This is a genomic window from Paenibacillus sp. FSL H8-0079 (assembly GCF_037991315.1).
Taxonomy (GTDB): domain Bacteria; phylum Bacillota; class Bacilli; order Paenibacillales; family Paenibacillaceae; genus Paenibacillus.
In genome coordinates, this window is sequence record NZ_CP150300.1 from 6,075,653 (window position 1) to 6,100,089 (window position 24,437).

The following is a 24,437-nucleotide window of genomic DNA, read 5'->3' on the forward strand; positions in this document are numbered from 1 at the left end:
ACAGCTCCTTACTTGTTGACTTTGTTGTAGGATTTCCACGCCTTGTCGAGCGCATCGATAACCTGCTGTTGATTTAATTGCCCTGAGTAGTAGCCCTGCAACGCTTTGCCTGACTCGTCTTTCACCGCTTGAGGGATAGATGGGTCCTGATAGGCTTTACCTTCATTCACATATTTCTGGGCATCGTCTACCCATGGGAAGCTCTTGAAGTCATGGATCTTGGCAACTGGATTGAACTTGAGTGCTTCATAGAATGCACTTGAATCCTTGTCATCGAGAATGTAGTTCACGAAATCGAGTGCCACTTCTTTATTCTTGCTTGTTGACGATACCGCCAGTGAAGTAGAGGTACTCAGATTGATTTTGGTATCATCCGGATTGTCATTGATCGGCATTGGTGCTACACCAAAGTTCAAGTCCGGGTTGGACTTCAGAATGGTTTCGGCAAACCATGGTCCCTGAATCCACATTGCGGCGCTTCCTGAAGCAAAAGCTGCTGAACCATCATCTCCGCCCACTTCCAGCGCTTTGTCTGTTCCATTGGCATTGACCAGATCGAAGATATTGAACAATTCTTTCATATCCGAGAAGGAGCCCTGATCCTGATTCATCTTCTCGACGAAGTCTTTGTGCTCCGATTGAGTCAAGGCACCCACAGTGAGTGGCAGGAATAATTGCGGAATCCAGGATTCTTTGTAGGACAGTTCAAACGGTGTGATATTGGCTGCTTTGAGTTTCTCCACGACCGCTTTCATTTCAGTTAAAGTCGTCGGTACCTCCAGCCCTTGCTCTTCGAAAATATCTTTATTGTACAAGTAGCCCCATGATAACGTTTCCAATGGAACAGCCACGACTTTGCCCTCCGCATCCGTTACGGAAGGTTTAACCGAATCCACCAACTTATCGACAAAAGGTTGGCCCGACAGATCTTCCAGATAACCCGCTTTGCTGAACGGTGGAATCTCATTGACCGCATGCAGCGCGAACACATCCGGTGCATCATTGGAGGCGAGGCGAGTCTTCAGAATCTGAGGTGCATTGTCCGCTGGCGGCATCTCCAGTTGCACGTTCACCTCAATGTTTTTCTCTGCTTTCTCCTTGGCTTTGAACTGTTCTATATATTTATCGTAATGTTCTTTCAGCCGAGGTTGTGCAACGAATACTTTGAGTGATACCGTGCTGCCTGATGCCGATTCTTCCTGCCCATTGTCCGTCCCTGCATTAGAGCCGCAACCTGCGAGCAGAACACTGACCAGTACCGCACTTGCTACGCTTTTCCATACTTTCATCTCTTATGACCTCCCGGTGTGTAACTGGTTTGTCTTTCATAGGCTCATTATATATCAGAAAATGAAAGCGCTTCATTGGACAAAATTAGACTCGTGTATTGGATTATTTTAAACCTTAATCCTGCCGCAAATGCTCTCTCGAACGACTCATTCCGTGCTACTGCTTGAATTGCCTGATATGCGAGGTTGTCTCTTCCGCATCTCCCCCGGTGAAACTCCGAAATGCTTCTTGAATACCCGATAGAAGTAGGACACATCTTCATAACCCGCCATCTCGGCAATATGCTTGAACGGAATCTGTTCATCCATCACCCATTCCTTCGCTCGCGTCATACGCAACTGGACAACATAGTCGGTCACATTCACCTCATACTCTTTCTTGAATACCTTACTGAGATATTCCTTACTGACAAAAAAGATATGGGCGAGCTGCTCCAGCGTAATCATCTCCATACAGTGCTGCTCAATGTATTGCTTCACCTCGTCCAGGTTCAGCTTGTTCTTGAATTTACGCTGTGCAATCAGCTGCTCCAAAGCCTGGTAGTACGGTGCGGATATCCAATCCATTGTGGATTCGATGGAAGCCAGCGCTGTCGAAGGAGGTAGCGCCGTTGCCACTGGACGCTCATACAATGCATTAGAGACGCACAACTCATCCAGCAAAGCCTGTAATTCATGAGCCACCCGCCCGAGCTGCCGGGGTCTGTTAATCTCGCATCGTTCCAGCTTCTGCTGTAATTGCTGGAACCATTCCCGCAGACTCTGAACGTTCAGGTCATTAAACCGCAAGCGAGCCTGCTGCTGGAACAAAGAAAAATCACCAGCAAACGCAGAGGGATACGATTCCCATGATTCAGGCGCTGATTCAACCTTTTCTAATTCTTTTGCACATTTGGCCAGCACACCATTCAGTTCATCCGGATTCACCGGTTTGAGCAGATAATCAGCAGCCCGATGACGGATCGCGTGTTTCGCATAATTGAAGTCGTCATATCCGCTCACCACGATCACCTTGATCTGTGGGTATTGTCCGCTCAGCGTCTGTAACAGCTCCACACCGTCTGTGCCGGGCATGCGCATGTCCGTAATGATAATGTGAGGCTGATGCTGTTTGACCAGTTGTATGGCCTGCTCACCATCCTCTGCCTCACCTGCAACGGTCATGCCGAGTTCATTCCAATCTCCGAGGTTGCGCAAAATATCCCGGTTCCACGGTTCATCATCCACCAGCAGCACTCTGTACAGTTCCTTGTTCACAAGGCTTCGCCTCCTGTATTGCAGGGGATTCGTACCGTAACGCTCGTCCCCTGTCCGTATTCACTTTCTATACTCATCCCGTATTCAGGTCCAAAATGCATCACCATTCGTGAGGCCGCATTAACCAGCCCAATACTTTTGCCTGAACTCCACACCCGATCTGCCTCCCAGGTAAGCCGCTCCAGTCTGGACTGCATCTCCGCTAATTTCTCAGCATCCATACCCACGCCGTTATCACGAATTCGAATGGTTACATCTTCAGGTTCACAGACGACCTCAATGCCCAGCTTCCACTCGCCCTGCTTCTTCTCCAATCCATGTAAAAATGCATTCTCTACAATGGGTTGCAAAGACAACTTGGGAATATAACACGCCCGAAGTTCCCCGGTGATCTCCAGGGTATATTCAAGCCTGCCGGCAAAACGCTGTTTCTGAATCAGCATATAATGCTCCAGCTGGTCCAGTTCAGACTGTAGGGGCACAAGCCCATCCGGCGCTCGTACAATATAACGAAACATCTCGCTCAAGGCTCGAATGACCTTGTAACTGTCTGCCGGTTTTTGCGAGTAGACCATGCCGCCAATCATCTGCAACGTATTTTGCAGGAAATGCGGATGGATCTGGGATTGCAGTGCTTTGAGCTCGGCCGTCTGCTTCTCCAGATTCATCAGATAGTTGTCGCGAATATGTTCCCGAATACGATTAGCCATGCCGTGCAGATTTTTCTCCAGCAGACCAATCTCATCCACCCGGCCGCTTCGTACCACTTCCCTGTCTTTGATTAGCTGGATACCCTTCATGGAATTCGCCAGTCTGACAATCGGCTTCGATGTACGCCAGGCCACGAGCGCAGCTAGTCCCACAGAAATGACGGTTGCCAGGCCCCCCACAACCAATCCGTATTTCATCGTCTCCAAAGCACTTTCGTTAATGACATGGGCAGGTACAACCTTGATCACACGTAGGCCTGACGGCTCGATGGAGTGAAAGAATACATACTCCTTGGCTGTACGAATGAAGCCCGAACTTTCTTTCGTGCCTGCCAATTTCTCCAGTGCTTCCGCAGACGGCTGAATCTCTTGGTTTGGCTGATAGACCGGACTGCCCGTGCTGTCAGCAATGTATACCGCATAGTCTCCCCGGCTATCCAGCAGCTCCAGGGTCTGGTTGAACTCAGCCCACTTGACCTCCAGACTGATGGCCCCGATCTGAGCTTGATCCTCGAAGCGGTTCATGCTGCGGGTCATGTGAAACTTTTGCGGATCGTCCGGATCATTGATAATCGTAAAATCTTTATGCTGTGCAAAAAGCTCATGATATCCTTCCGGTATTTCCGATACTGCCTTGATGCGAGAATCCATGGAGTTGAAGGTGAACAGGGTGTCCAATTCCTTCAGGTACAGCTCAACGCCAAATACATAATTGCCAGCCGAATAGTATACACTGTTGAGCATATTGAAAACGGCCTTCTGTTCATCGAATCGACTGGCTGCCGGCGCTTCCTGGTTCAACGCCAGATATTGATGCAATTCGTCACTGATCTGAATGGAATAAATAATATTGTTCATGCGGGCGAACTGTTCACCCAGATAGATGGAGGCCCAGTTCATATTGGCTCGGTTGGTCTCCATAATCTCCTCTTCCATGGAAGAGCGGGTATTCTCGGCTGCCATAGCGGTCATGGCAATGACGGGCAGCACGGCCAGCAGCGTCATGGTAAGAATCAATTTATTGCGAATGCTGCGTTTGAAAGGATCTGTCAGCTTCCGATAACATTCGGTAAACACAGCGCATCCACTCCTGAGCTAAAATAGACAAACGCCCCAGCATAGAAGCCGAGGGCGCTTTGGTCTTTATATTCGTTTGGAAATGCTAAAATATCACGTTATACAATAGAATGAATGGTTACACGAGATCACTACGTGGTCAGAACAACCCTCTGATCGCTGTTATCACCGGATTTTTTTGATTCCCTTTTCTAAGGGGAAAATCCGTTGATAAAGGCGAGGTGTATGCTTCCGATGCAGCTTTCTTTCAGAAAGCTTTTAGCTCCGCTTCCTCAGGTTTCTTCTGCCCTCTCCGTTAACGTGCACATGTTAAATTCAACTTATATACCTATATTTATTATTTCCTATTATTGTTCGATAATTCGCATGCCCCATGGCTCAAGTTCGATCTTCTCTCCCGCAGCAATCGGGGTTCCTGCCAGAAGTTCCGTTCCTTCCCCATAAGCATTCACGAAGGATGTTGCCTCATCTGCATAATTGAAATAGTAGCGAATCGTGTTCCCCTGATCGTTCACACCTGTCTTCACAATGATGGGAAAAGCCAGCTCCTGATCAGCTCCCCATACGCCCGCTTCCTTCATAACACGTTCCAATACCTTACGGATCACCGCAGAACTGGTATAACATCCAACATAGGTTGCTTTGCCTTTTCCATAGGCATTCTGGGTAATTGCCGCATATTCACCCCAATGTGCATGATCATACCAAGCGAGTACTTCAGCCGTTGTCGGTGTAATTAGTTCCATCCAGGTGTGAACCTGGTTCTGCTCCTCACCAACCTCGAATGGATCATCGCGTAGCGAGACATGTTTTGGCTCTACAAAAAGGTTATAGCTGATCCCGCATGCCTCACTGATCAAGCCGGGCTGGCGAGTAGAGCGTACCTTGATATGCTCATTTGCAAATCCGCTTTTGAACGAGTAGACGATATGTCCGCCATCCTGTACGAATTGATTTAATTTCTCCAGCAATGCATCCGAAGCAGCATACAGAGCAGGTACAACGAGTACGTCATACTCCGCATAACTCTCAACCGATGGATCGATGAGGTCACAGCCAATGTTCATCTTGTACAATTCATCGTACATCCAGCGCACCACGTCATTGTAGTTCTTGTCACTGGTGAAGTTAAACCCGAACCACTTGATCGATGTCAGCGCCTCATTGCTGAACAGCACGGCCACCCGATTCTTTTTCTTCAGATTCACGAGCTTCGGACTGAGACGGGCAAAATCCCTGCCAATCGTCTTCGCTTCGTTGTACACCGGATTCGGTTCAAAGTCATGACTGAGCAATCCTTTCCAATACGTCTCAAACGAATTGTGCAATGAATGCCAGTGCCAATAGGCAACCATGTTCGCTCCCGATGCCAGATGGCTGAATGCCTGCAAACGCAGTTGCCCCGGATAGGGAACCCAATGCCAGAACGCCTGCGCTTCGGTCTCCAGTACCAGATAGTTCGATTGTTTGGTCGAACGCGCCACATCCCCGCCGAATGAAATCTCAATGCCGGTCAGATCATCCTGGGAAGGATGGTAGATGTCCACACTGGTGATGTCAAAAGGTTTCGATGCGGCAAAATGATCCACATCCCCTTGAATGCCGTAGGAATACCCACGCCAGTCGAAGTCAAAGTTCTGGGTAACAAACTGTCCTTCCTGTTTGTATTCATTCACAATCCCCACTTGCCAAGCCAAAAAGTTGGTTACCAGCTGCCGCTGGAACTTGGCAAATTCAGCACCCAGACTGCCGTTAATCGTTCCTACAACAGACGGGAAGTCTTCCCAGCTATTGATCCGATTACTCCAGTAGTCGAGGCCAAATTCCTTGTTAAGCTCATCCAGAGAGCTGAACTTGTTACGCATGTATTTGACGAATTGCAGTTGTACATTATCTCCTGCGGTGTTGTAATGCTTCGTCTCGTTATCTGTCTGATAACCGATTACTGCTGGATGTGTGCTCACTCGAGAGATCAGCTTGCGGATGATCCGCTCGGCATAGAATAGATAGGTTGGATGTGTAATATCCATGATCTGTCTTGCCCCGTATTTGCCAGGTCCCTGTGAGGTGGTAGCCAGCACGTCCGGATGTTCCTTCACCATCCATGTAGGAACAGCATACGTTGGTGTCCCAACGATGACCTGAATCCCTGCCTCATGCATGGCATCCAGCACACGATCCACGGAAGAGAAGTCAAATACGCCATTCTGCGGTTCATGGGTACTCCAGGTTGATTCTGCAATGCGGACCACGTTGATCCCTGCATCCTTCATCATCTGAATGTCCTTGTCCAATCTTTCGTAAGGCATATATTCATCATAGTAGGCTACGCCATATAATAATTTGTCCATGATTTAATCTCCTTTTTGTCGGGAAAATGTAATGATCTTGACATGTGCACGAGTTGACACATTCCAACCCATAATGGTAGCGTTTACATTAATATCGGTTGAAGAACTTGGATTGTTCAGTAACTCCTTCAAACGCTTATTCGTTCCATGGATTATCCATGCTTGCGTTAAACTGATTATAATGAAGTATACTAAGGGTGCCGATTGTACAAGGCGAGTTGTTTTTACCCTTTTCCGAGGTGAATGTTATGGATATCCGATCACAGCTCCGAGAAATGCCTCACCATACACTGGCTCACTGGCTGCCTATTATCGACAGTAACATCAAATTCTATGGTGCGCACAGCCAACAAGTCCCCTATGGATGGGCGATGCCGGAGGAATCACATCCGGGCTTTGAGATTATGTTGATCATCGAAGGTACGCAGGAGAGTGTGATTCATGGTTATACCTATACCGTGGAGGAAGGTTCCATTCTTCTCATTCCTCCCGGGTTCAAACATACAAATCAATGTGTATCCACGGAAGGCATGACTTATTTTAGCGCTCACTTTAATGTGGATGATCCGGTCTTCACCCTGAAGCTGATGTCACAGCACAGCCGAATCTACGCAGCAGGTACGGCTGATAATAAGAAGATGCGCGTTGTGTTGGAAGGTTGGATGGGCATGATTAACGTATCTGAGGCCTACACCTCCACCGACAAAATGATCATGCAGGCACGCATGTTTGAACTGTTCGCCCTGTTGTCCCAAGCCGCTGATAACAAACCGGAGTCCACCACCTCCGTTGCTGCTTCACACACGCCAGCCCCAACAGCCATGCATTATGCGGGAGCTATAGCGGAGGCGATCAAGCAGGCCTTCTATGCCCAGCTTCGAACCAAGGAAGATAGTGTATCCACGGTCAAAGTAGAGCAGATCATATCCTCGTTTGGCATCAGTCCGGGATATGGTTTGCAGGTCTTTCGCAAGGTGTATGGGCGATCGCCCAGAGCTTACCTGTCCAGCCTGAAGTTGCAGGAGGCCAAAGTCCTGATCGAACAGCCAGAGCTGTCACTCGGTGAAATTGCGTGGAAACTCGGCTACACCCATCTGTCTCATTTCAGCAGACAATTCAAACGTTGGACAGGCCAAAGTCCGCTACAATATCGCAATCATCATGCAGATGCATCTGGCGATCCTGTATCCTACAGATCCGAATCGAGTCCAGAATCTTGATTCCGGATACGTTCGTAGTCTTCTGGCGTGTTCATATTACTCAATTGCATCGCTACATGATGAACGCCTGCTCTTTCAAGCTCTTCGGCTTCGACATAGCAGCAACCGATCTCTTCAAGCCATCGCATGACTCGAAGATGATCCTGCATCAGGCGTTGCTCCAGATCAGGGAGAACACGCTTGTGATACGCACCTGCCAGCGGATGGACACGTCCATCCACGCGTGGAACGATAGCGGAATAAGAATCATGTGACTCAGCCACCTTTTTTATCCCATCAAAAAAGGACGTTTGCAGGAGCGGCATATCGCAGGCGCAGACCAGATTCCATTCCGTACCGGAAGCCTCCAGTGCCACGTGAAGCCCCGCGAGTGGTCCCTTCCCCGGATAGTGATCCTGTACGCAGTCGTAGCCCATTTGGCCGTAGGTTGTCACGTTGGGTCCGGCTGCCACGATGATACGGGATACTGCGGGTCTCATGGCCTTCGTCACATGTTGCAGTACAACGGAACCGTTCAGTTCCAGCATGGCCTTGTTAGTCCCCATGCGACTGGATAACCCTCCTGCCAATATGATGCCTGTCCATTCCCTCGTGTTCATGATGCCTTGCTCCCTCCTGATAACGATGTGGGCTTGTTATATCAAACGATCAACATTTTCTATAGATTGAATCCCCTTTCAACAAATGATACATTGAACAATATGCATTTGAAAGGAATGGCTTAATTGGACAGACCTGTACCTTCAAGAGGTAATCCCTCATTGGTTTCTCTGAAACTATATAACTTTTTCATATATGGCGCCATTTCTATCTTCGCCGGATTCCTGCAGCTCTACCTGCAAGAGATTGGTATGACCAAACTGGAGATTGGCAGTCTGATGGCGATTGGACCCTTTGTATCCTTGTTCGCTAACCCGTTCTGGGGCTTCTGGAGCGATAAATCCCGCAATATTCGTATCATCCTTATGATTATGATGGGAGGCACATTTGTGCTCGCCCAGGGTGTGTTCTATGCGCCCAGTTATACGTGGATCTATGTAGCCATGATTTTCTTTTATTTTTTCCAAAGTCCATTATTCGCTCAGACGAACAGTCTGATTCTCGGATATATCGATGGTACGACCCAGAAATTTGGGGCATTTCGGCTCTGGGGTTCCCTCGGTTGGGCGCTGACTGCTGTCGCTGCCGGACCGCTCATTGACCGTTTTGGCATCGGCAGTGTATCCATTATATTTGCGTGTATGATTGCCGCAGCCTTTGTATTCTCCGTATTTCTGCCCAGACAGCCGATCGCTTCGGATACACCCGTGGTTACTTTTCGGCGGTTTGGCAAAGTCATGTTCAATCCGTATTTTATGACATTTATCGGCCTGGGTGTACTCGTATCGGTGCCCAATGCGATGAACAGTACATTTATGTCGCTATACATAGTAGAGATGGGTGGCGATAAACAGATGGTCGGCTGGGCCATCTTCACCTCATCCATTCTCGAAGTCGGCGTATTCCTGCTGCTCGACCGCTTGCTCAAACGCAAAATGAGCATGCTCCTGGGATCGCTCATCCTGATCAGTCTGCTGTTTGCACTGCGCTGGCAGCTCATGGCACTGGCCACCAACCCGATGGAGATTGTATTCATTCAGCTGATGCACTCCATTACGTTCGGTGGGTACTTCTATGTAGGTACACAGCTGACCATGCTGTTCATTCCAAGACCCTATCGTTCCTCCGGTCAAGCGGTCTACACGATGGCTTGGGGCGGTCTCTCCGGCGTGATCGCCGGTCTGTTCGGCGGCTGGTTGTTCCAGAGCTTCGGTGCGGAAATCATGTATAGCATTGGCGTATTCTTCTCGCTCATCGGCGCGGTCGGATTCGGCATCATGTGGTTATCGAATCGACGTAACGGCTATCAACCGGTTGTGTTGACGGAGATGGGCAGTATGGATGAGGACAGATAATCTTTTGTTTGAAAAAGTTGAGAGATCGTTTTACACAAGAGCACTACGATGACAGAATACCCTTCCGATCGCTGTTATCCCCAGATTTTTTGATTCCCTTTTCAAAGGGTAAAATCCGGGGATAAGCGTATGCTTCCGATGTAGCTTTCTTTCAGAAAGCTTTTAGGCGAACGCTTCGCTTCTTCAGGTTATTTCTGTCCTCTCCGTTAGGGTGTAACATCAGCGTACAAAAAACCGAAACAAAAGATTAAGCATAGGTGCAGTAAAGAGAAAGGCGTCTAAGGTTTGGTGCCCTAACGAACCTTAGACGCCTTATTTGCAGAAATTTCACGAAATTCTAAAGCCAAAGAATCTCAGCCACCTTATTTTGCATAAAAGATGTTAGAAACCACAAAAAGACCAGCCAAATGAGGTAATAGGGTGTCTACGATTCGGTTCGTTAGATTTTTACCACATACGCTCATCTGTGGCTTCAGCTCATGTTCATGGTCATGCGGTATTGTATGTCTAAAACTGAACCTGACTATAACCCAGAAAAACAATAAAGGGCATCCTTCGCCATGATCATGACGAAGGATGCCCTTCTTTTAACTTATAACTTGGCTTCTTACCAGCACTCTGGTGAACAGACCTTAAGTTCTTCCAGCGGCCTATGCCTTTGGCAGTTGGAATGAGCTTTTCAGGGATACGACCCGGTTAAATACGGGACGACCTGGCTCGGAATGTTTCGGATCTACACTGAAGTAACCGTGACGGAAGAATTGGAATTTATCCTGAGCATTCGCTTCCTTCATCTCTTGTTCCACAAACCCGTTAACAATCTCAAGGGAGTTCGGGTTCAATTGATCCAGGAACGTTTTCTCTGGTTGTTCTTCCACAACCTCAGTTTCAGCCCCAGCTACTGCTACTTCGACCTCTGCTTCCGGCGCTTCATCCAAGATCAAAGGCTCGTACAGACGGAATTCAGCAGGTACCGCTTGAGTCGCTTCTACCCAGTGGATCGTTCCTTTGACTTTACGGCCAGTGAAGCCACTGCCGCTCTTTGTCTCCACATCATAGGTACAATGAATCTCGGTTACATTGCCTTCTGCGTCCTTAATCACATCGTTACATTTGATAAAGTATGCATGTTTCAGACGAACTTCGTTGCCAGGGAACAAACGGAAGTATTTGTTCGGCGGATTTTCCATGAAATCGTCTTGTTCAATATAAATCTCACGAGAGAACGGAATTTGGCGATTGCCCATCTCCGGATTCTCCACATTGTTCTCTGCTTCAAGCCATTCCACTTGCCCTTCAGGGTAGTTGGTAATAACCACTTTGAGCGGGTGCAGGACAGCCATCGTGCGCGGAGCTTTTAGTTTCAAGTCTTCACGTACAAAGTGCTCCAGCGTTTGCAGGTCGATAACCCCTTGGCTCTTCGAAATGCCTGTCTCAAATACAAAATCACGAATGGCTTCCGGTGTATATCCCCGGCGGCGCAGACCTGAAATCGTTGGCATACGTGGATCATCCCATCCATCCACATGACCTTCGTCCACGAGCAGTTTCAGCTTCCGCTTGCTTGTCACCATCTGGGACAGGTTCAGGCGGCCGAATTCGTATTGACGTGGTTGACTCTCCATCTCACATTCCGCAATAACCCAATCATAGAACGGACGTTGATCCTCGAACTCCAGTGAACAGAGGGAATGCGTTACACCTTCAATTGCATCTTCGAGCGGGTGAGCAAAGGCGTACATCGGATAGATGCACCATTTGTCGCCGGTGTTATGATGGTGTGCATGTGAAATCCGGTAAATAACCGGATCGCGCAGGTTGATATTCGGTGCAGACATATCGATCTTGGCACGCAGCACTTTCTCCCCGTTCTTGAATTCGCCTGCACGCATGCGTGTGAACAGGTCGAGATTCTCTTCCACCGAACGATCACGGTACGGGCTGTTCTTGCCCGGCTCCGTCAGCGTTCCACGCATTGCACGGATTTCGTCGGCGCTTTGGTCGTCGATGTAGGCTTTTCCTTTTTTAATCAACAAGACAGCACGGCTGTACATCTCATCAAAATAATCCGAGGCAAAACGCTTCTCGTTCCACTCGTATCCGAGCCATTTCACGTCTTCCTGAATCGATTGAACGTACTCTACATCTTCCTTGACCGGGTTCGTGTCATCAAAGCGCAGATTCGTTTTTCCGCCAAATTCGCCGCCCAGCGTAAAGTTAATCCAGATCGCCTTGGCATGGCCGATATGCAGATAACCGTTCGGTTCCGGAGGAAAACGGGTAATAACTTCCTGGACTTTCCCTGACCGGAGATCTTCGGTAATAATATTTTTGATAAAGTTAGGTGGGGTTGTACGATTGTCCACAGGTATCAAACCTTTCATGAATTGATTGGAGCTTTCGGGAATTGCAGCAATTCCGGCTATAATTCCTTTATAACGAAGTCATTTCCTGAAAAAAAACTGTTTTCTTGGAAAGTTTCGTACGCGTTTCATTTAAATATACCTTTAACGGGGGAGGAGTTCAATAAAGAACGGCACCAAAGTCAGGATCAGCCGTGCATAAATAGGCCCATAACCATTTTGACGGGTTGGCTCGAATCATGTAGCATGATAGTAAAATCAAATTAAAGGGAGGGTTTCCCATTCCATTGAACTCGCTTAAACTGACCAAAGATCAGCAAGATGAAGCCATTCGCACCATCCAGTCGTATTTCGAAGAGGAACGTGGCGAAGAACTGGGTGATCTGGCCGCTTGGGGTGTCCTCGACCTGTTCATGACACAGCTCGCTCCCTACATATATAATCAGGCACTCCGTGACGCACGCACAACGGTCAATCAACGCATGGCCTCAATGGAAGAAGATCTGTTTGCACTGGAGCAAAAGTTACCCAAGACTTCCCGTTAATTCACTACAAACAAACCAATACTTATACAGAAAGAAGGTTGCATTCATGTTTACCTATTCATTGGATGAATATACCGAACTCCGGCCACTGGCCATGGAACATACCAAACCGCTGTTCGAACTGACGGATCGTTCGCGGGATCAACTGAGACATTGGTTGCCGTGGGTGGATCATGTGACAGAAGTGGAACACACCTCGAACTTCATTACCAACGCGTTAAAACAAGGTGCCGAGAATGGCGGATTCACCGCGGGAGTATGGTCAAAAGGGGATCTCGCCGGCGTTATTGGATTCCACGAAATTAACTGGACCAATCGCTCGGTAAGCATCGGATATTGGCTTGGCAAAGGTTTTGAGGGTCAAGGCTTGATGACAAGCGCTTGTCGCGTTCTGGTCGATTATGCACTGGTGACCCTGGATCTGAATCGCGTTGAAATTCGCTCGGCAACAAATAACAAACGGAGTCGCGCTATCCCTGAAAGACTCGGATTTGTTCTCGAGGGTGTCATTCGTCAGGCAGAGAAACTGCCTAAAGGTTACGTGAACCATGCGGTGTACGGCATGCTTCAGCATGAATGGGAACTCTTGCGCTAATTCGCCTACATAATGAATCGGGAGTGATCTCTCCCAACATAATGGATCAACACGAATACCCTCGATCTCCACGTAATGTGGTGACAGAGGGTATTTTATTGTATTCATGACTTTTATAGTGCTCGGACCATGCCACCATCCACGATCAATGAGGTTCCGGTAATGTACGTATTAGCTCCGGATAACAGGAATACCACCGCTTTGGCAAACTCCTCCGGTTGACCATAACGGCCCAGTGGAATCTCTTTACGGAATTGGTCAGAGACCTCTTCCTCACTTATTCCGTTCTGCTCAGCCCGTGCTGCATCCAGCTCACGAATTCGGTCTGTTGCAATACGACCCGGAGCCACCGTGTTGATCAAAATACCGTATGGAGCCAGCTCCTGGGATAACGTCTTCGCCAATCCAAACACGCCAGTACGGAACGTGTTGGACAGCACCAGACCCGGAATGGGCTGCTTCACCGAAGTTGAAGCGATATTCACAATGTGTCCTCCGCTTTCTTTCATATAAGGAAGAGCACCTCGAATCAGCCTTACATAACTGAGTACATTTAATTCAAATGCACGTTCCCAATCCTCATCGGTTAGTGACTCAAATGAACCCGATGACGGGCCGCCCGAATTGTTCACCAGAATATCAATCTGTCCGAACAGCTCTGCTGTCTTGTGAATCAGAGCCTCAATATCTTCCTTGCGTGTCACATCGGTTGCACAATATTCCACACGTCCGCCACCACCAAGCGCCAGAAGCTCCTGCTTCACTGCTGCGAGCTTTTCTTCGCTCCGGCTGGCGAGCATGACGTCAGCGCCTTCTGCTGCCAATTGAGCGGCTACCGCTTTGCCCAGCCCGCGACTGGAAGCAAGCACCAGTGCTTTTTTACCTTGAAGTCCCATATCCATTGTTGTTCCTCCTCAGCTGTGTTTCTATTTGGTCTGGATAAAATAACCCATAAGAATATCGTCTACATACTTGCCGCCGATATAAAATTCGGATACCAACCTGCCTTCTGTCACGAATCCACACTGGGTATAAAACGTGATGGCTCCCGGATTGCTGGAAAGTACGCGCAGCCTGAGCTTGCGAACGCCATGTTCAACCGCATGCTGCTTGATGGCATCCATCAAAGCTGTAGCAATGCCACAACGCCGATCATGAGGGTGAACTGCAATATGAATCTCGTAGACATGACGGTTGACGGGCATACCTGTGGCTGGCTGAAAGCCCACATAACCACATACCCGCTCTCCCTGCACCGCAATCAATTGGCTGCCTGGCGGACAATGCTGCAGATATTGCTGTCTGGAGCGCCAATGCATCGGTGCAGGAGAGGTATATTTGTCCCATACCAAGGTGTCCAACTCCATTAGCTGAGCTGCATCTTTTATCTCGGATGGACGAATCGTAAATGTATGGCTGGTAAGCATAATGATTCAACCTTTCGTGCTATAGTCGACAACGCTGTACGTTACAACGTCGGGAAAGTTTAGAAAATTAAGAGTGTTAAGAATATATCGTTCGTTCGCTTCGCTGTTTAAATTACTTTGTTTTATATATTGTAGCATAGCCTCAGCTTTGACTAAAATTCCACTCGGTATTGAACCTTTTAGCAAAATAATATAAACACTTAACCTTGCCGTAACGTCATGGTTTATACTGATTCGATAAGGAGGGAGATGCATGATGAATATCAAAGAGGCAGCAAGCAGGCTTGGTATATCGGCGAGAGCCATTCGTTTTTATGAGGAAAAAGGATTAATTCTGCCCGCCAAACAGTCCAGTAACGGTTATCGCACATACACCGAGAATGATATCTGGCGGCTTCAGACCATTGCTGCGCTGCGTGAGATTGGCATGTCCCTGCAGGATATTACACACGCGCTCGGAGAGATTGATCAAGGGAACCAGCAGCGGCTGGAAGAATATCTGGAGCTGCAACAGGCCGTCATGTATGCCCAGTGGATTGAGTTGAAACGTATGATGGATACAACCCAGCGCATGATTGACCTGAATCGTCAGGACGGCCCGCTGGATGTCAGCCATCTGCACGACCTTGCGGACAGTGCGCGTCGCCTGCGTGAAGCACGGCAGAACTGGCATGATCGGTGGAATTATGATACGCAGGCAGCTATCCACGACGAAAGAGTGCAGGAGGCGGATAGCGCCAGTACGAGGCAATCCATTTCAGAGAACAGGCATCATTCGGATAAAGCCTCGCCCATAAGCGATGAGATTGAAGTTTCACATCCATACCAGGATACAGATCATTCCACGCCGAGCGATTCCAAGGATACGGTACAGTCTTCCTTTTATCTGTATCACAACTATGACGAAGCGCTCGAACAGACAGCTCATTGGATCTCTCCCGCCCTTGGTGAGAAAGGACTTGATATTGGTACAGGCACAGGTAATCTGGCTGGGAAACTGCTACAGCACGGCGCAGACATGACCGCAATCGACCAATCCCGGGAGATGCTGCGCAGATGCCGTACCAAATATCCTGAGATGCATGTGAAGCTTGGTAATTTTCTGGCTCTGCCTTTTGCCGATCATTCCTTCGACTTTGTTGTGTCCAGCTTTGCCTTCCATCATCTGAGTCCAGACCAGCAAGGACTGGCCTTACAGGAGATGCAGCGGGTGTTAACCTCGCGTGGACGTATCGGTCTAACGGATCTGATGTTTGTTGATGCGACTCACCGTGATTCCTATATTCGGCAGGCAGAAACCACAGGACACGAGGAACAGCTGCGCGCCTTGCGCGAGCGTCACTTCCCTCTGCTGGATGAGCTATGCGGCTGGCTGGAGCAACAGGGCTACGTGACCAAGCATGTGCGGCATAACGAGCTGTTACATACGTTGTTGGCGGTTCCACTGCGCTAGTGGATTATGAGCATATGCCAAAAAGGCCATCCCGCCTTGAATAAAGGAGGATGACCTTGGTGTACATCATGTTATGAAATTACATATAAATATCAACCACTGTGCGCTCAGTCGCACTGCGTGCTTGTCTGAACTCATCCAGTGAGATACAGACCCCGCCCTGACGGTAACGGTTCGCTGTACGCTCAGTACGAATATCCTTACCATTCACCGCTACACGGCTCACAGCACCCTCGTTCAAGTGATAAATAAACGTCACTGGCTCACCCGCATACTCAAATTCGAATTGCATGCCGTTCAGCTCAGCTGGCAATACCGGGTCAATGACCAGATCGCCGCCCTCTTGACGAATGCCAAGTGCATTGGAGATCAGCTGGTTCATGTAGATTCCAGGGCCGCTGGAGTAGATTCTCCATCCGCCTTTCACTTGTACAGTACCTTTACGAAGCTGGTCAAAATGCTCCTGTGCCTCGTAACGTGTATTGAACTTACCGTCCGAACTACTGAAGTACGAGTTCGCTTGGCGAATCTCCGCGTTAGGTACAACCTCGCCAATACCAACCGGGTTGATCATCGCAAGACCATTCCACACCTGATCTGTCTTGCCGAGCTTCGCCATCGCTTCCACATAACGGATATGAGCATGAACATATTGCAAACCAATCTCACGTCCGAAGTTAGATGCTTGCTCTGCACGCTTGAAGTGTGTGCTTACACCACCAGCATATTGAGCTGGACGATTCATCAGACGCACGCCATCCGGGCACAGGAACTGCTCACGGATCAGGGCATAATGCGATTCTGCTTGCTCCGCATTCAGCAATTCACCGATCATGCTGCGCGTCATTGGCAACAGACGATATTGAATGCCTGTCTCTGTGTCCGTTGGATGAAGCATCAGCTTCGCTTGGTCGGCTTCTTCCATGTATACAAAGCCTGGAATCACATCTGTGCCCAGCATGTAACGGTTAAAGTCCTCACGGATGCCTTGAGCCAGCACGTCCAGCTCTTGTGCAAAGTCCGCATCCTTGAATTTCAGCGCTTGCGAGAGCACGTTTACGGACTGATACGTCAATGCCACAGTCCAACTGCTCACCATGTATTGCTTCAGCTGTGCATTGGCTGGTTGGAGCGTATCATCCCAGTCACCATCCCCGTAGGAAGACAGGAACGTATCGTGCAGGAAGTGCGAACGGATATATTCGATCTCTTTTTTCGCGTGATCCAGTACCGTTGCCGTCTCTTCCGTGAACCCGAAGCTATGTTTAACGGTATAAGGTACTTTCTCATCCAGAATCGCATAGTCGCGAGTCGCTGTCAGGTAATCCGCCAATACTTTCAACGGCCATACGATGATATCGCCATGACTCTCTTCCTGTTGGATCGCAAAGTATTTATCAAACATGAACCATTGCGGCCAGTTGCCATCATCTTCGTATTGGTGAGTGTAGACCATTTTGATGATATCGCGAACTTGCTCATATTTTTGCGTAGCCATAAAGTACTCCACCGGACCTTGGCACACATCCCGTGTACCCCAAGCCGCGCCGCCGTACTGCTCCAAACCGTGAGGCACGGAGTAGTGAACCAGCATATTGTGGGTGTACCACCAAGCCAGCGCATTTACTTTGAACAGATCCTCTGCACTCTGACCTTCGCCACGGGACAAACGGAACCCGTTCATCACGCCTGCGAAGAACTCGCGGTATGCCTGTACTTCCTCTTCAAACGTGAGGCTTGAGCCTGCTACCACTCCGCTATCCGCTTGACCTTCTAATACTCCTTGTACCTTCAGCGTCCATTCAGCACTCGCTTCCAGACTAAGCGTAACCAGCGATGCGGAACCACTACGGATACCACTTGCCAGCAACGTTTCGTCCCCTACATTCACAGCTGCGCCATCCACCGACATGCGGTATTGCAGATCTGGGTACGTTCCTGCACTAATCGCTTGTGGATCAGCCTTGAAGATAAAAGTATCGCCATCCTGCGTCATATGCAGCGGATACTCGTATTCATTCACATTCATCGTAATCTGGTTTGTTACCAGGTAACGGTACGCCTTGCCACTTGTGGAGCGTACGTTCATGCTTACTTCCGTAGTGTGTGCCCCTGTGTAATTGGTCACGATGATCGTATCGGATTCCGTTTTGTAGATCCAACGAACATAGTTGAAGCCAATCTCGAACAGGGAAGGCATCGTCAGCAGACGATATTGTCCGTCCATTTCCACATATATGCGTTGTCCCGCCGTCTTCGGCACGTTCAATGCATTACGGGCATTACTGATCATTTTATTAAAATTGGTGTTACCAATAACGAGCTGTGAGTTGAAAATACCGTACATATACGACGTTGTCGTAATAACCTGTGCCCCAAGTTGCACGTTGCCACCACTCATCAGAATGTGACCATGTGGACGCTCCACAAGCAATTCTTTTGCTTTCAGAACGATATGTTCATAGCTGCCTGTGAAGAAGGATAACAGTTCCTCACCACTGCGCTCTTCCTGATGACGATCAGGGAACAGATCATGAATCTCATCTTGCGTAAGATCGAGTGTAACCAGCGGTTCACCCAGGAAGGAGGACAGTTTTACCTGTTCCAACGTGTCACCATTTTCCACAGTCAGAGCCTGTACTTCGTTCCATGCTGCTGTAACTTCATCTCCGAATTCCAGTGCAGAGATTCCTTCGGCATGATTAGGCTTCGCCAGTCCATAGAAGACTACCTGAGCTTCTCCGTTCAGATTCAGCAGTTCGGATTGCAATGCCGTATAGGCAAATTCATACTGATATGTCTCATTTGCCAGCGTTGGGCGATTCAAGCTCTCTGGTTGATTCGTTTCCTTGTACGACAGACCGAAGAATTGGAATCCATCTGTGGAGTAACCGACTGCTTTCGTCAGGGAACCTTGTTGCATATAAGGAAATGCACCGCCCTGAGGCTGGTTTTGACGGGAACAAACGACATAACCTTTCGCTTCATCTTCAAACACCGTGTGGTCAATGTATTGTGACAGATAAGCTTCATTGCTGCGTACCGCACCTGGATCAGCAAGACCTATATCCTGTCCATATACCACGTCTACGTTATGTTGTTGTCCTGTGAGCTTCACATCCCAGAACCATACACCTTGCGGTGTAGCCGTAAATACAACCTGGTAGCCAATGCCTTGTTCTTTGCCTTCCAGCTGGACTGTGCCCTCCCAGATCAACTGGTTGCTGGGTTGTGCTTTGCTTGTAACTACCTTGCTATTCGAACGTACACCGAGCAGGGGGAACGAGCTGATGTTCTCTCCCTCGTGCACACGCAGGTACAGGTTATTCAGAGATCCATCAATCTGGTTGCTGAGCAACTGGTTCAACATCGTTGTACCGGATGTAGCCTGGTACAGGTCTCCACTGTTCAAAAAGGTAAAGGATAACTCCCCGGCACTCAACCGGATCGGTTCATTAATCATCGTTGTCATAAGGTTCACTCCTTGATTTAGTATAGAATCGAAACGTTTCGATAAACTTGAAAAAGAATAGGGGCCTCTTCAAACCAGCTTTTTACAGCCCGTCCGGACGATAACCCCATCATTAAACTTTTACTTCAGCATTCAGGCAACTCTTCGCTTCCAGACCCGGTCTACACCGAACGTACAGAGCTGCGCTCGATCATATTAATCGTTAACGTATACGATGGATCTACCACTTCGCCATTAAGCATCTGGAATAACAAATGTCCCGCGAGCGACCCGGCTTCATGCTTCGGCTGGCGTATCGTTGTCAGCGGTGGACGCACATATTCGGACAACTGAATATCGTCAAAACCGATCACGGAAATGTCATTCGGCACCGATACACCGCGTTCTTCCAACGCCTTCAGGCCGCCAATCGCCATCTCATCGTTACCGTAAAATACCGCTGAGGGAAGATCGCCCTGCATGATCATCATTTTGGTTGCACTGTATCCGCCCTCACGTACAAAATTACCGTTCAGACGCCATTTGGACTTTTCTTCAAGTCCCGCTTCCCGCATCGCTCGCAGATACCCTTGGTAACGGAGCGCGTTGTCATACGAGTTGGAGGGACCGCTGATATATGCAATCTTCTGATGTCCTGCCTGAATCAGGTGGCGGGTTGCAAGGTAACCACCCTGCTCTCCATCCACCAGCACGTTGACCAGATGGTCACTCGACAGCTGACGATCCATCACAATGATCGGAAAACGAGGACCGGCAGATTCCACCAGAATATCATCATGAATGTTATGCGCCAGGATGATGGCTCCATCTACTCTTTTTTCACGCAAAAATCTTACTGCCGTTGAGTCCCGTCCACCCATGGAACTGCACGCAATCAGATCATATCCGTTCGCAAGTGCTACATCCTGTACACTACGGATCAACTCCGAGTAGTACGGACCTGACAGATCTGTCAGAATTAAAGCGATCGTGTTCGTCCGGCTCCGTTTCAGGTCCATGGCAAAGCCGTTCTTACGGTAATTCAGTTCTCGTGCTGCCTCAAGCACTTTAGCCTTGGTCTTGGCACTAACCTTGCTATCCCCGCTCAGCGCATAGGAAGCAGTCGAGAGTGCTACACCTGCCAGCTTTGCCACATCCTTGATCGTTGCCATTCCACGTTCGCTCCTTCTAAACTATATATAAGTTCAACTAAAGAATATTTACACTTACCACTCCGATGACAGAATAACCTTCCGATCGCTGTTATCCCCAGATTTTTTTAATTCCCTTCTTCAAAGGGAAAATCCGGGGATAAAGGCGAACGCTTCGCTTCTTCACGTTATTTCTGTCCTCTCCGTTCTCGCGTAAAAAGTTTAGTTGAACCTATAAAGAACAAATTCAAGGTTACCCACATTTTATACGGTACATGGTTAGAACAACCACTAAATCCTAAACAATCGTTCATTAGTCATTTTACACATCAATGGAATAACCATCAATCGAAACGTTTCGAGGCATTCTCAAAAAAAATCCTTGTTTCCATCCTTATGGTACCAGGGTTGAATGCATCCCGTCCCAGTCCATACATAATTGATGGTTATGACGCGTCTTTCAATCTGGCGCTCTATAAACAGTTCGTGCCTAACACAATGAAACTGGCAGTAAACGCCAGATTGAAACGTTTCGACATTTTCATTATAGTCGGTGTTGATAGCGATTTCAACCACTTTATCTATTTTTCACAGAAAAAGTTGATTTGTTCAATCTGTCCATCCACGTCACTTCGTTTATAGTATATACTGCATAATAGTCGAGATTCGAGAATTACGCCAGTACACCAGGGGCAGGAGACGAATAATGCCCCTGCTGACTTATGTAAGGAGACAGTTATCTAATGAATATATCCAAGCCCATCTATTATAAAAAATCGCTGTCCCGCCCCGTTTCCTTGCAGAAGATTCAGTCCATCCCTGATGCCCTGTTCAAGCTGCGCCATCTAGTGCAACTTCACGACCGTGAGGCGTTCTCTCGTACAGATGAGATGTGGAGCACACTTCATGTACTATACGTCATCACTGCTGGCCAGGCCAGGCTGATTAGTGCAGAGGGTAAACTGACATTAAATGCAGGCTCCGCAGTGGTTCGGCAAGCTGGAAGCCTGCTTCAGCACGAGAACAAGCGCGGCTCCCTGTCGCCAATACAGGGCATTGCTATTGCGTTTGATTCCACTGAAAATGAACAGCTGTTCTGGCCGTTCGGGATACCAGCTCCCATTGCGAGTCGTACTCTCACCGATGGGGCAGTAGAGCTGGTTCAAGCAAGTTCGAAGGGCCATGATTCTAGCCCCTTCAGGCCACATATGCTTTTCTATGAGTTACTGGATATTTTGCGGGATCATGTGGCTCACTCTGCGCATGAAGATCACTCCTGGCTTGATGCCGTGCTCAGACATATCCATCAGATGTATACCCATCCGTTGACCCGCGAACAATTGGCACGGGATGCGAATGTGAGTCCCGAGCATTTCTCACGAGAGTTTAAGAAACATACAGGTCTTACGTTTGTTGAATATGTGACTCGTCTCAGAATCAGGATGGCTCAGGAACATCTCTTGTTCGCGAACCCTACGCTACAGGAAATTGCACAACTGACAGGCTACAGAGACACCTTTTATCTGAGCCGCAAATTCAAACAGATGGTTGGATCAGCACCAACACACTACCGGAAAATGCCCAAGAAGATTGTATCTTTGACTTACAATCATACGGCCTCACTTCTGGCACTGGGCCACACTCCCCACATGGGTGCCGTCGCCAGCTGGATGGAAGAAAAACTGGGGGAACATGGTCATGAAGCATTTGAGCAACATTCCGAATATGAGCTGGTTAAACATACGGATCTGATTGTTAACGCTCATCCCGATGTCATTGTCGGATATGCACCGCATCCCGCTTCCGATGAACTACGTCTGATCGCGCCGACCATTCTGATGCCTTTTGAGGAACTCGATTGGCAGGAGCAACTTCTTCATTTGGGCCAAATCACAGGGCTTGAGTCCAATGCACAGACGTTGTTAGATCAATATCATCAACTTGAGCAAGAGGCCAATCATACATTGGATCAATGGATGGAAGGGTCTCGAGGGTCTGCCGTTTGCATGTTTATGATTGGAGAGGACGGCGCTTATATCTATGGTCATGGCTGGGGCAGAGCTTCTCATGTGCTGTATCAATCGCTCGGCTTCACTCCACCGTCACGGATGGAGCAGGATGGACAGTTACTTACGGGGTACGTTCATGTTCCGTTGTCCGAGATTCACTTGTATGCCGCAGATCACATGTTTGTCGCCTTCCCTGAGGAACCTACCGAACGAGAAATGCTGGATAACCTGCTGAATCAGGAATCCTGGGGTACCCTCTCCGCCATTCGTGAAGGACGCGTATACGAGATTGATGCCGACATGTTCTATGGATTTGACCCCTTGTCCGTTATGGAGCAGTTGCAGCATATCATGCGTCACCTCACATCATAATTGTCCATGCAGTAGTGATCATAGTTGTCCATGTACAAATATCACATCTTCCTCTATGTTATTAATGAGAATAATAATCATTATTGATTATACACAGGGGAAACAATAATATGTTTGCTGCAAAAAAACGCTTTTCCGGCTTGCTGCTCATGCTCGCCATCATTATGATTCTGGCTGCTTGTAGCAGCGGAACAGGCTCAACTGCCACTGAACCGACATCGGCAGCGGGAACCGAAACGACGACAGCCTCTTCCGAGATGAATACAGACACATCGTCCGGTTCAGACAATTCCGATGCTAAACGGATCTACAAGTCATTAAGCGGGGATGTTGAAATTCCGGCTGAACCGAAACGGATCGTTACGGATATGTACGTAAGTGATCTGCTTGCGCTGGGTGTGAAACCCGTTGGGGCTGTGCAATATTATTTGGAAAACCCGTTCTATGAAGATCAGGTGGAGGGCATCGAAAGTATCGGTGATCGGGCGGCGGTATCCATGGAGAAGGTCATTGCCATGAACCCGGATCTGATCATTACCTACTCCGATCAGGCCAGCGAAATTGAGAGTTATCAAAAAATTGCACCTACCGTAGTGATTCCTTATGGTACATTCACCAATGTATATGACGAAATCCGGGGATTCGGGGAGCTGATGAACAAATCCGAAGAGGCCGAAGCTTGGCTGAAAACATACGATGAACGGATTGAAGCCGCTCGTGCTAAGGTGGACACAGTCATCAAACCGGAGGAAACCTTCTCCATCCTTGAAGTATCCGACAAGAGTTATTATGGATATGGAGACAACTTTGGTCGAGGAGGACAGGCGGTCTACCGCGCTTTGGGACTTGCTCCACTCGAAATCACCAAAAAAGAACTGATGGGTGATACCCAATGGAAAGAGATTTCGCGTGAAGTCGTTGGTGATTATGCAGGGGATCATATCTTCTTGACTGTAGGGGAGAACACTAAAAATTACCAAGGTGATTCCATCTGGCAATCCCTGCCGGCTGTAAAAAACAATCAGGTGTACGAATTGCTGGAAGACCGTTACTGGTACTTCGACCCGATTGCGATTCAAGGTCAGGCTGAAGAATTCGCCGATATGATCGTAGAACGTGCCGAGCAAAACCGTAAATAACATAAGCATGAAACAGGTGTCCGGACAGGCTAATAAGCCTGCTCGGGCATTTGTGTCATATTGAGAATGAGGA

The 24,437-nt window shown here is 48.4% G+C and carries 17 protein-coding genes; 7 read left to right on the forward strand and 10 right to left on the reverse strand.

Annotated elements, in window-relative coordinates:
- Window positions 1-8: 8 nt before the first annotated feature.
- The 4 genes from MHI06_RS27180 to MHI06_RS27195 all read right to left on the reverse strand — a co-directional run bounded on the left by MHI06_RS27180 (window position 9) and on the right by MHI06_RS27195 (window position 6,684).
- Complete coding sequence (locus MHI06_RS27180; protein WP_340399670.1) at window positions 9-1,289, reverse strand: extracellular solute-binding protein; 1,281 nt, start codon at window positions 1,287-1,289, stop codon at window positions 9-11.
- Window positions 1,290-1,436: 147 nt separating this feature from the next.
- Window positions 1,437-2,546 carry a response regulator gene (locus MHI06_RS27185; protein WP_340399671.1) on the reverse strand — a complete coding sequence of 370 codons (1,110 nt, stop codon included), beginning with the start codon at window positions 2,544-2,546 and terminating at the stop codon, window positions 1,437-1,439.
- Complete coding sequence (locus tag MHI06_RS27190; RefSeq protein ID WP_340399672.1) at window positions 2,543-4,333, reverse strand: sensor histidine kinase; 1,791 nt, start codon at window positions 4,331-4,333, stop codon at window positions 2,543-2,545. The genes MHI06_RS27185 and MHI06_RS27190 overlap by 4 nt, the downstream gene beginning before the upstream one ends.
- Window positions 4,334-4,680: 347 nt before the next feature.
- The gene (locus tag MHI06_RS27195) at window positions 4,681-6,684 is read right to left on the reverse strand and encodes a beta-galactosidase (protein ID WP_340399673.1); all 2,004 of its coding nucleotides are present in this window, start codon (window positions 6,682-6,684) and stop codon (window positions 4,681-4,683) included.
- Between the two features lie 248 nt (window positions 6,685-6,932).
- On the opposite strand from MHI06_RS27195, the gene MHI06_RS27200 reads away from it, so the two are divergent.
- Window positions 6,933-7,904: an AraC family transcriptional regulator gene (locus tag MHI06_RS27200; protein ID WP_340399674.1), complete on the forward strand. Its 972-nt coding sequence runs from the start codon at window positions 6,933-6,935 to the stop codon at window positions 7,902-7,904.
- Here MHI06_RS27200 and MHI06_RS27205 read toward each other — a convergent pair.
- Complete coding sequence (locus MHI06_RS27205) at window positions 7,874-8,503, reverse strand: molybdenum cofactor guanylyltransferase (RefSeq protein ID WP_340399675.1); 630 nt, start codon at window positions 8,501-8,503, stop codon at window positions 7,874-7,876. The two genes, MHI06_RS27200 and MHI06_RS27205, sit on opposite strands and share 31 nt — an antisense overlap.
- Before the next feature lie 162 nt (window positions 8,504-8,665).
- Between MHI06_RS27205 and MHI06_RS27210 the strand changes: the two genes are divergently transcribed.
- Complete coding sequence (locus MHI06_RS27210; protein WP_340399676.1) at window positions 8,666-9,859, forward strand: MFS transporter; 1,194 nt, start codon at window positions 8,666-8,668, stop codon at window positions 9,857-9,859.
- 650 nt (window positions 9,860-10,509) lie between these two features.
- Here the strand turns inward: MHI06_RS27210 and MHI06_RS27215 are convergent.
- A complete protein-coding gene (locus MHI06_RS27215; RefSeq protein ID WP_340399677.1) occupies window positions 10,510-12,243 on the reverse strand; it encodes a glutamine--tRNA ligase/YqeY domain fusion protein in 1,734 nt (577 codons plus the stop codon).
- Window positions 12,244-12,509: 266 nt separating this feature from the next.
- On the opposite strand from MHI06_RS27215, the gene MHI06_RS27220 reads away from it, so the two are divergent.
- Together MHI06_RS27220 and MHI06_RS27225 are read left to right on the forward strand one after the other, a co-directional pair.
- Window positions 12,510-12,767 carry a DUF2164 domain-containing protein gene (locus MHI06_RS27220; protein ID WP_340399678.1) on the forward strand — a complete coding sequence of 86 codons (258 nt, stop codon included), beginning with the start codon at window positions 12,510-12,512 and terminating at the stop codon, window positions 12,765-12,767.
- A 46-nt stretch (window positions 12,768-12,813) separates the two neighbouring features.
- A complete protein-coding gene (locus tag MHI06_RS27225; protein WP_036612698.1) occupies window positions 12,814-13,362 on the forward strand; it encodes a GNAT family protein in 549 nt (182 codons plus the stop codon).
- Window positions 13,363-13,475: 113 nt separating this feature from the next.
- Here the strand turns inward: MHI06_RS27225 and MHI06_RS27230 are convergent, their stop codons facing one another.
- A complete protein-coding gene (locus MHI06_RS27230; protein WP_340399679.1) occupies window positions 13,476-14,264 on the reverse strand; it encodes an SDR family oxidoreductase in 789 nt (262 codons plus the stop codon).
- 24 nt (window positions 14,265-14,288) lie between these two features.
- A complete protein-coding gene (locus tag MHI06_RS27235) occupies window positions 14,289-14,789 on the reverse strand; it encodes a GNAT family N-acetyltransferase (RefSeq protein WP_340399680.1) in 501 nt (166 codons plus the stop codon).
- Window positions 14,790-15,042: 253 nt separating this feature from the next.
- On the opposite strand from MHI06_RS27235, the gene MHI06_RS27240 reads away from it, so the two are divergent.
- A complete protein-coding gene (locus tag MHI06_RS27240) occupies window positions 15,043-16,242 on the forward strand; it encodes a methyltransferase domain-containing protein (RefSeq protein WP_340399681.1) in 1,200 nt (399 codons plus the stop codon).
- Between the two features lie 79 nt (window positions 16,243-16,321).
- On the opposite strand, the gene MHI06_RS27245 is transcribed toward MHI06_RS27240, so the two are convergent.
- Window positions 16,322-19,714: a cellobiose phosphorylase gene (locus tag MHI06_RS27245; protein WP_340399682.1), complete on the reverse strand. Its 3,393-nt coding sequence runs from the start codon at window positions 19,712-19,714 to the stop codon at window positions 16,322-16,324.
- 161 nt (window positions 19,715-19,875) lie between these two features.
- The gene (locus MHI06_RS27250) at window positions 19,876-20,865 is read right to left on the reverse strand and encodes a LacI family DNA-binding transcriptional regulator (protein WP_340399683.1); all 990 of its coding nucleotides are present in this window, start codon (window positions 20,863-20,865) and stop codon (window positions 19,876-19,878) included.
- 722 nt (window positions 20,866-21,587) lie between these two features.
- Here MHI06_RS27250 and MHI06_RS27255 point away from each other — a divergent pair.
- Together MHI06_RS27255 and MHI06_RS27260 are read left to right on the forward strand one after the other, a co-directional pair.
- Complete coding sequence (locus tag MHI06_RS27255; protein ID WP_340399684.1) at window positions 21,588-23,225, forward strand: AraC family transcriptional regulator; 1,638 nt, start codon at window positions 21,588-21,590, stop codon at window positions 23,223-23,225.
- A 110-nt stretch (window positions 23,226-23,335) separates the two neighbouring features.
- Entirely contained in the window at window positions 23,336-24,364 is a 1,029-nt protein-coding gene (locus MHI06_RS27260; RefSeq protein WP_340399685.1) for an ABC transporter substrate-binding protein, read from the forward strand.
- Window positions 24,365-24,437 lie beyond the last annotated feature (73 nt).

Bases quoted from the DNA above. Each gene is read 5' to 3' on its own strand.
- MHI06_RS27180 (WP_340399670.1), bottom strand. From the start codon at position 1,289: ATGAAAGTATGGAAAAGCGTAGCAAGTGCGGTACTGGTCAGTGTTCTG.
- MHI06_RS27195 (WP_340399673.1), bottom strand. From the start codon at position 6,684: ATGGACAAATTATTATATGGCGTAGCCTACTATGATGAATATATGCCT.
- MHI06_RS27200 (WP_340399674.1), top strand. From the start codon at position 6,933: ATGGATATCCGATCACAGCTCCGAGAAATGCCTCACCATACACTGGCT.
- MHI06_RS27205 (WP_340399675.1), bottom strand. From the start codon at position 8,503: ATGAACACGAGGGAATGGACAGGCATCATATTGGCAGGAGGGTTATCC.
- MHI06_RS27215 (WP_340399677.1), bottom strand. From the start codon at position 12,243: ATGAAAGGTTTGATACCTGTGGACAATCGTACAACCCCACCTAACTTT.
- MHI06_RS27225 (WP_036612698.1), top strand. From the start codon at position 12,814: ATGTTTACCTATTCATTGGATGAATATACCGAACTCCGGCCACTGGCC.
- MHI06_RS27230 (WP_340399679.1), bottom strand. From the start codon at position 14,264: ATGGATATGGGACTTCAAGGTAAAAAAGCACTGGTGCTTGCTTCCAGT.
- MHI06_RS27235 (WP_340399680.1), bottom strand. From the start codon at position 14,789: ATGCTTACCAGCCATACATTTACGATTCGTCCATCCGAGATAAAAGAT.
- MHI06_RS27240 (WP_340399681.1), top strand. From the start codon at position 15,043: ATGATGAATATCAAAGAGGCAGCAAGCAGGCTTGGTATATCGGCGAGA.
- MHI06_RS27245 (WP_340399682.1), bottom strand. From the start codon at position 19,714: ATGACAACGATGATTAATGAACCGATCCGGTTGAGTGCCGGGGAGTTA.
- MHI06_RS27250 (WP_340399683.1), bottom strand. From the start codon at position 20,865: ATGGCAACGATCAAGGATGTGGCAAAGCTGGCAGGTGTAGCACTCTCG.
- MHI06_RS27255 (WP_340399684.1), top strand. From the start codon at position 21,588: ATGAATATATCCAAGCCCATCTATTATAAAAAATCGCTGTCCCGCCCC.
- MHI06_RS27260 (WP_340399685.1), top strand. From the start codon at position 23,336: ATGTTTGCTGCAAAAAAACGCTTTTCCGGCTTGCTGCTCATGCTCGCC.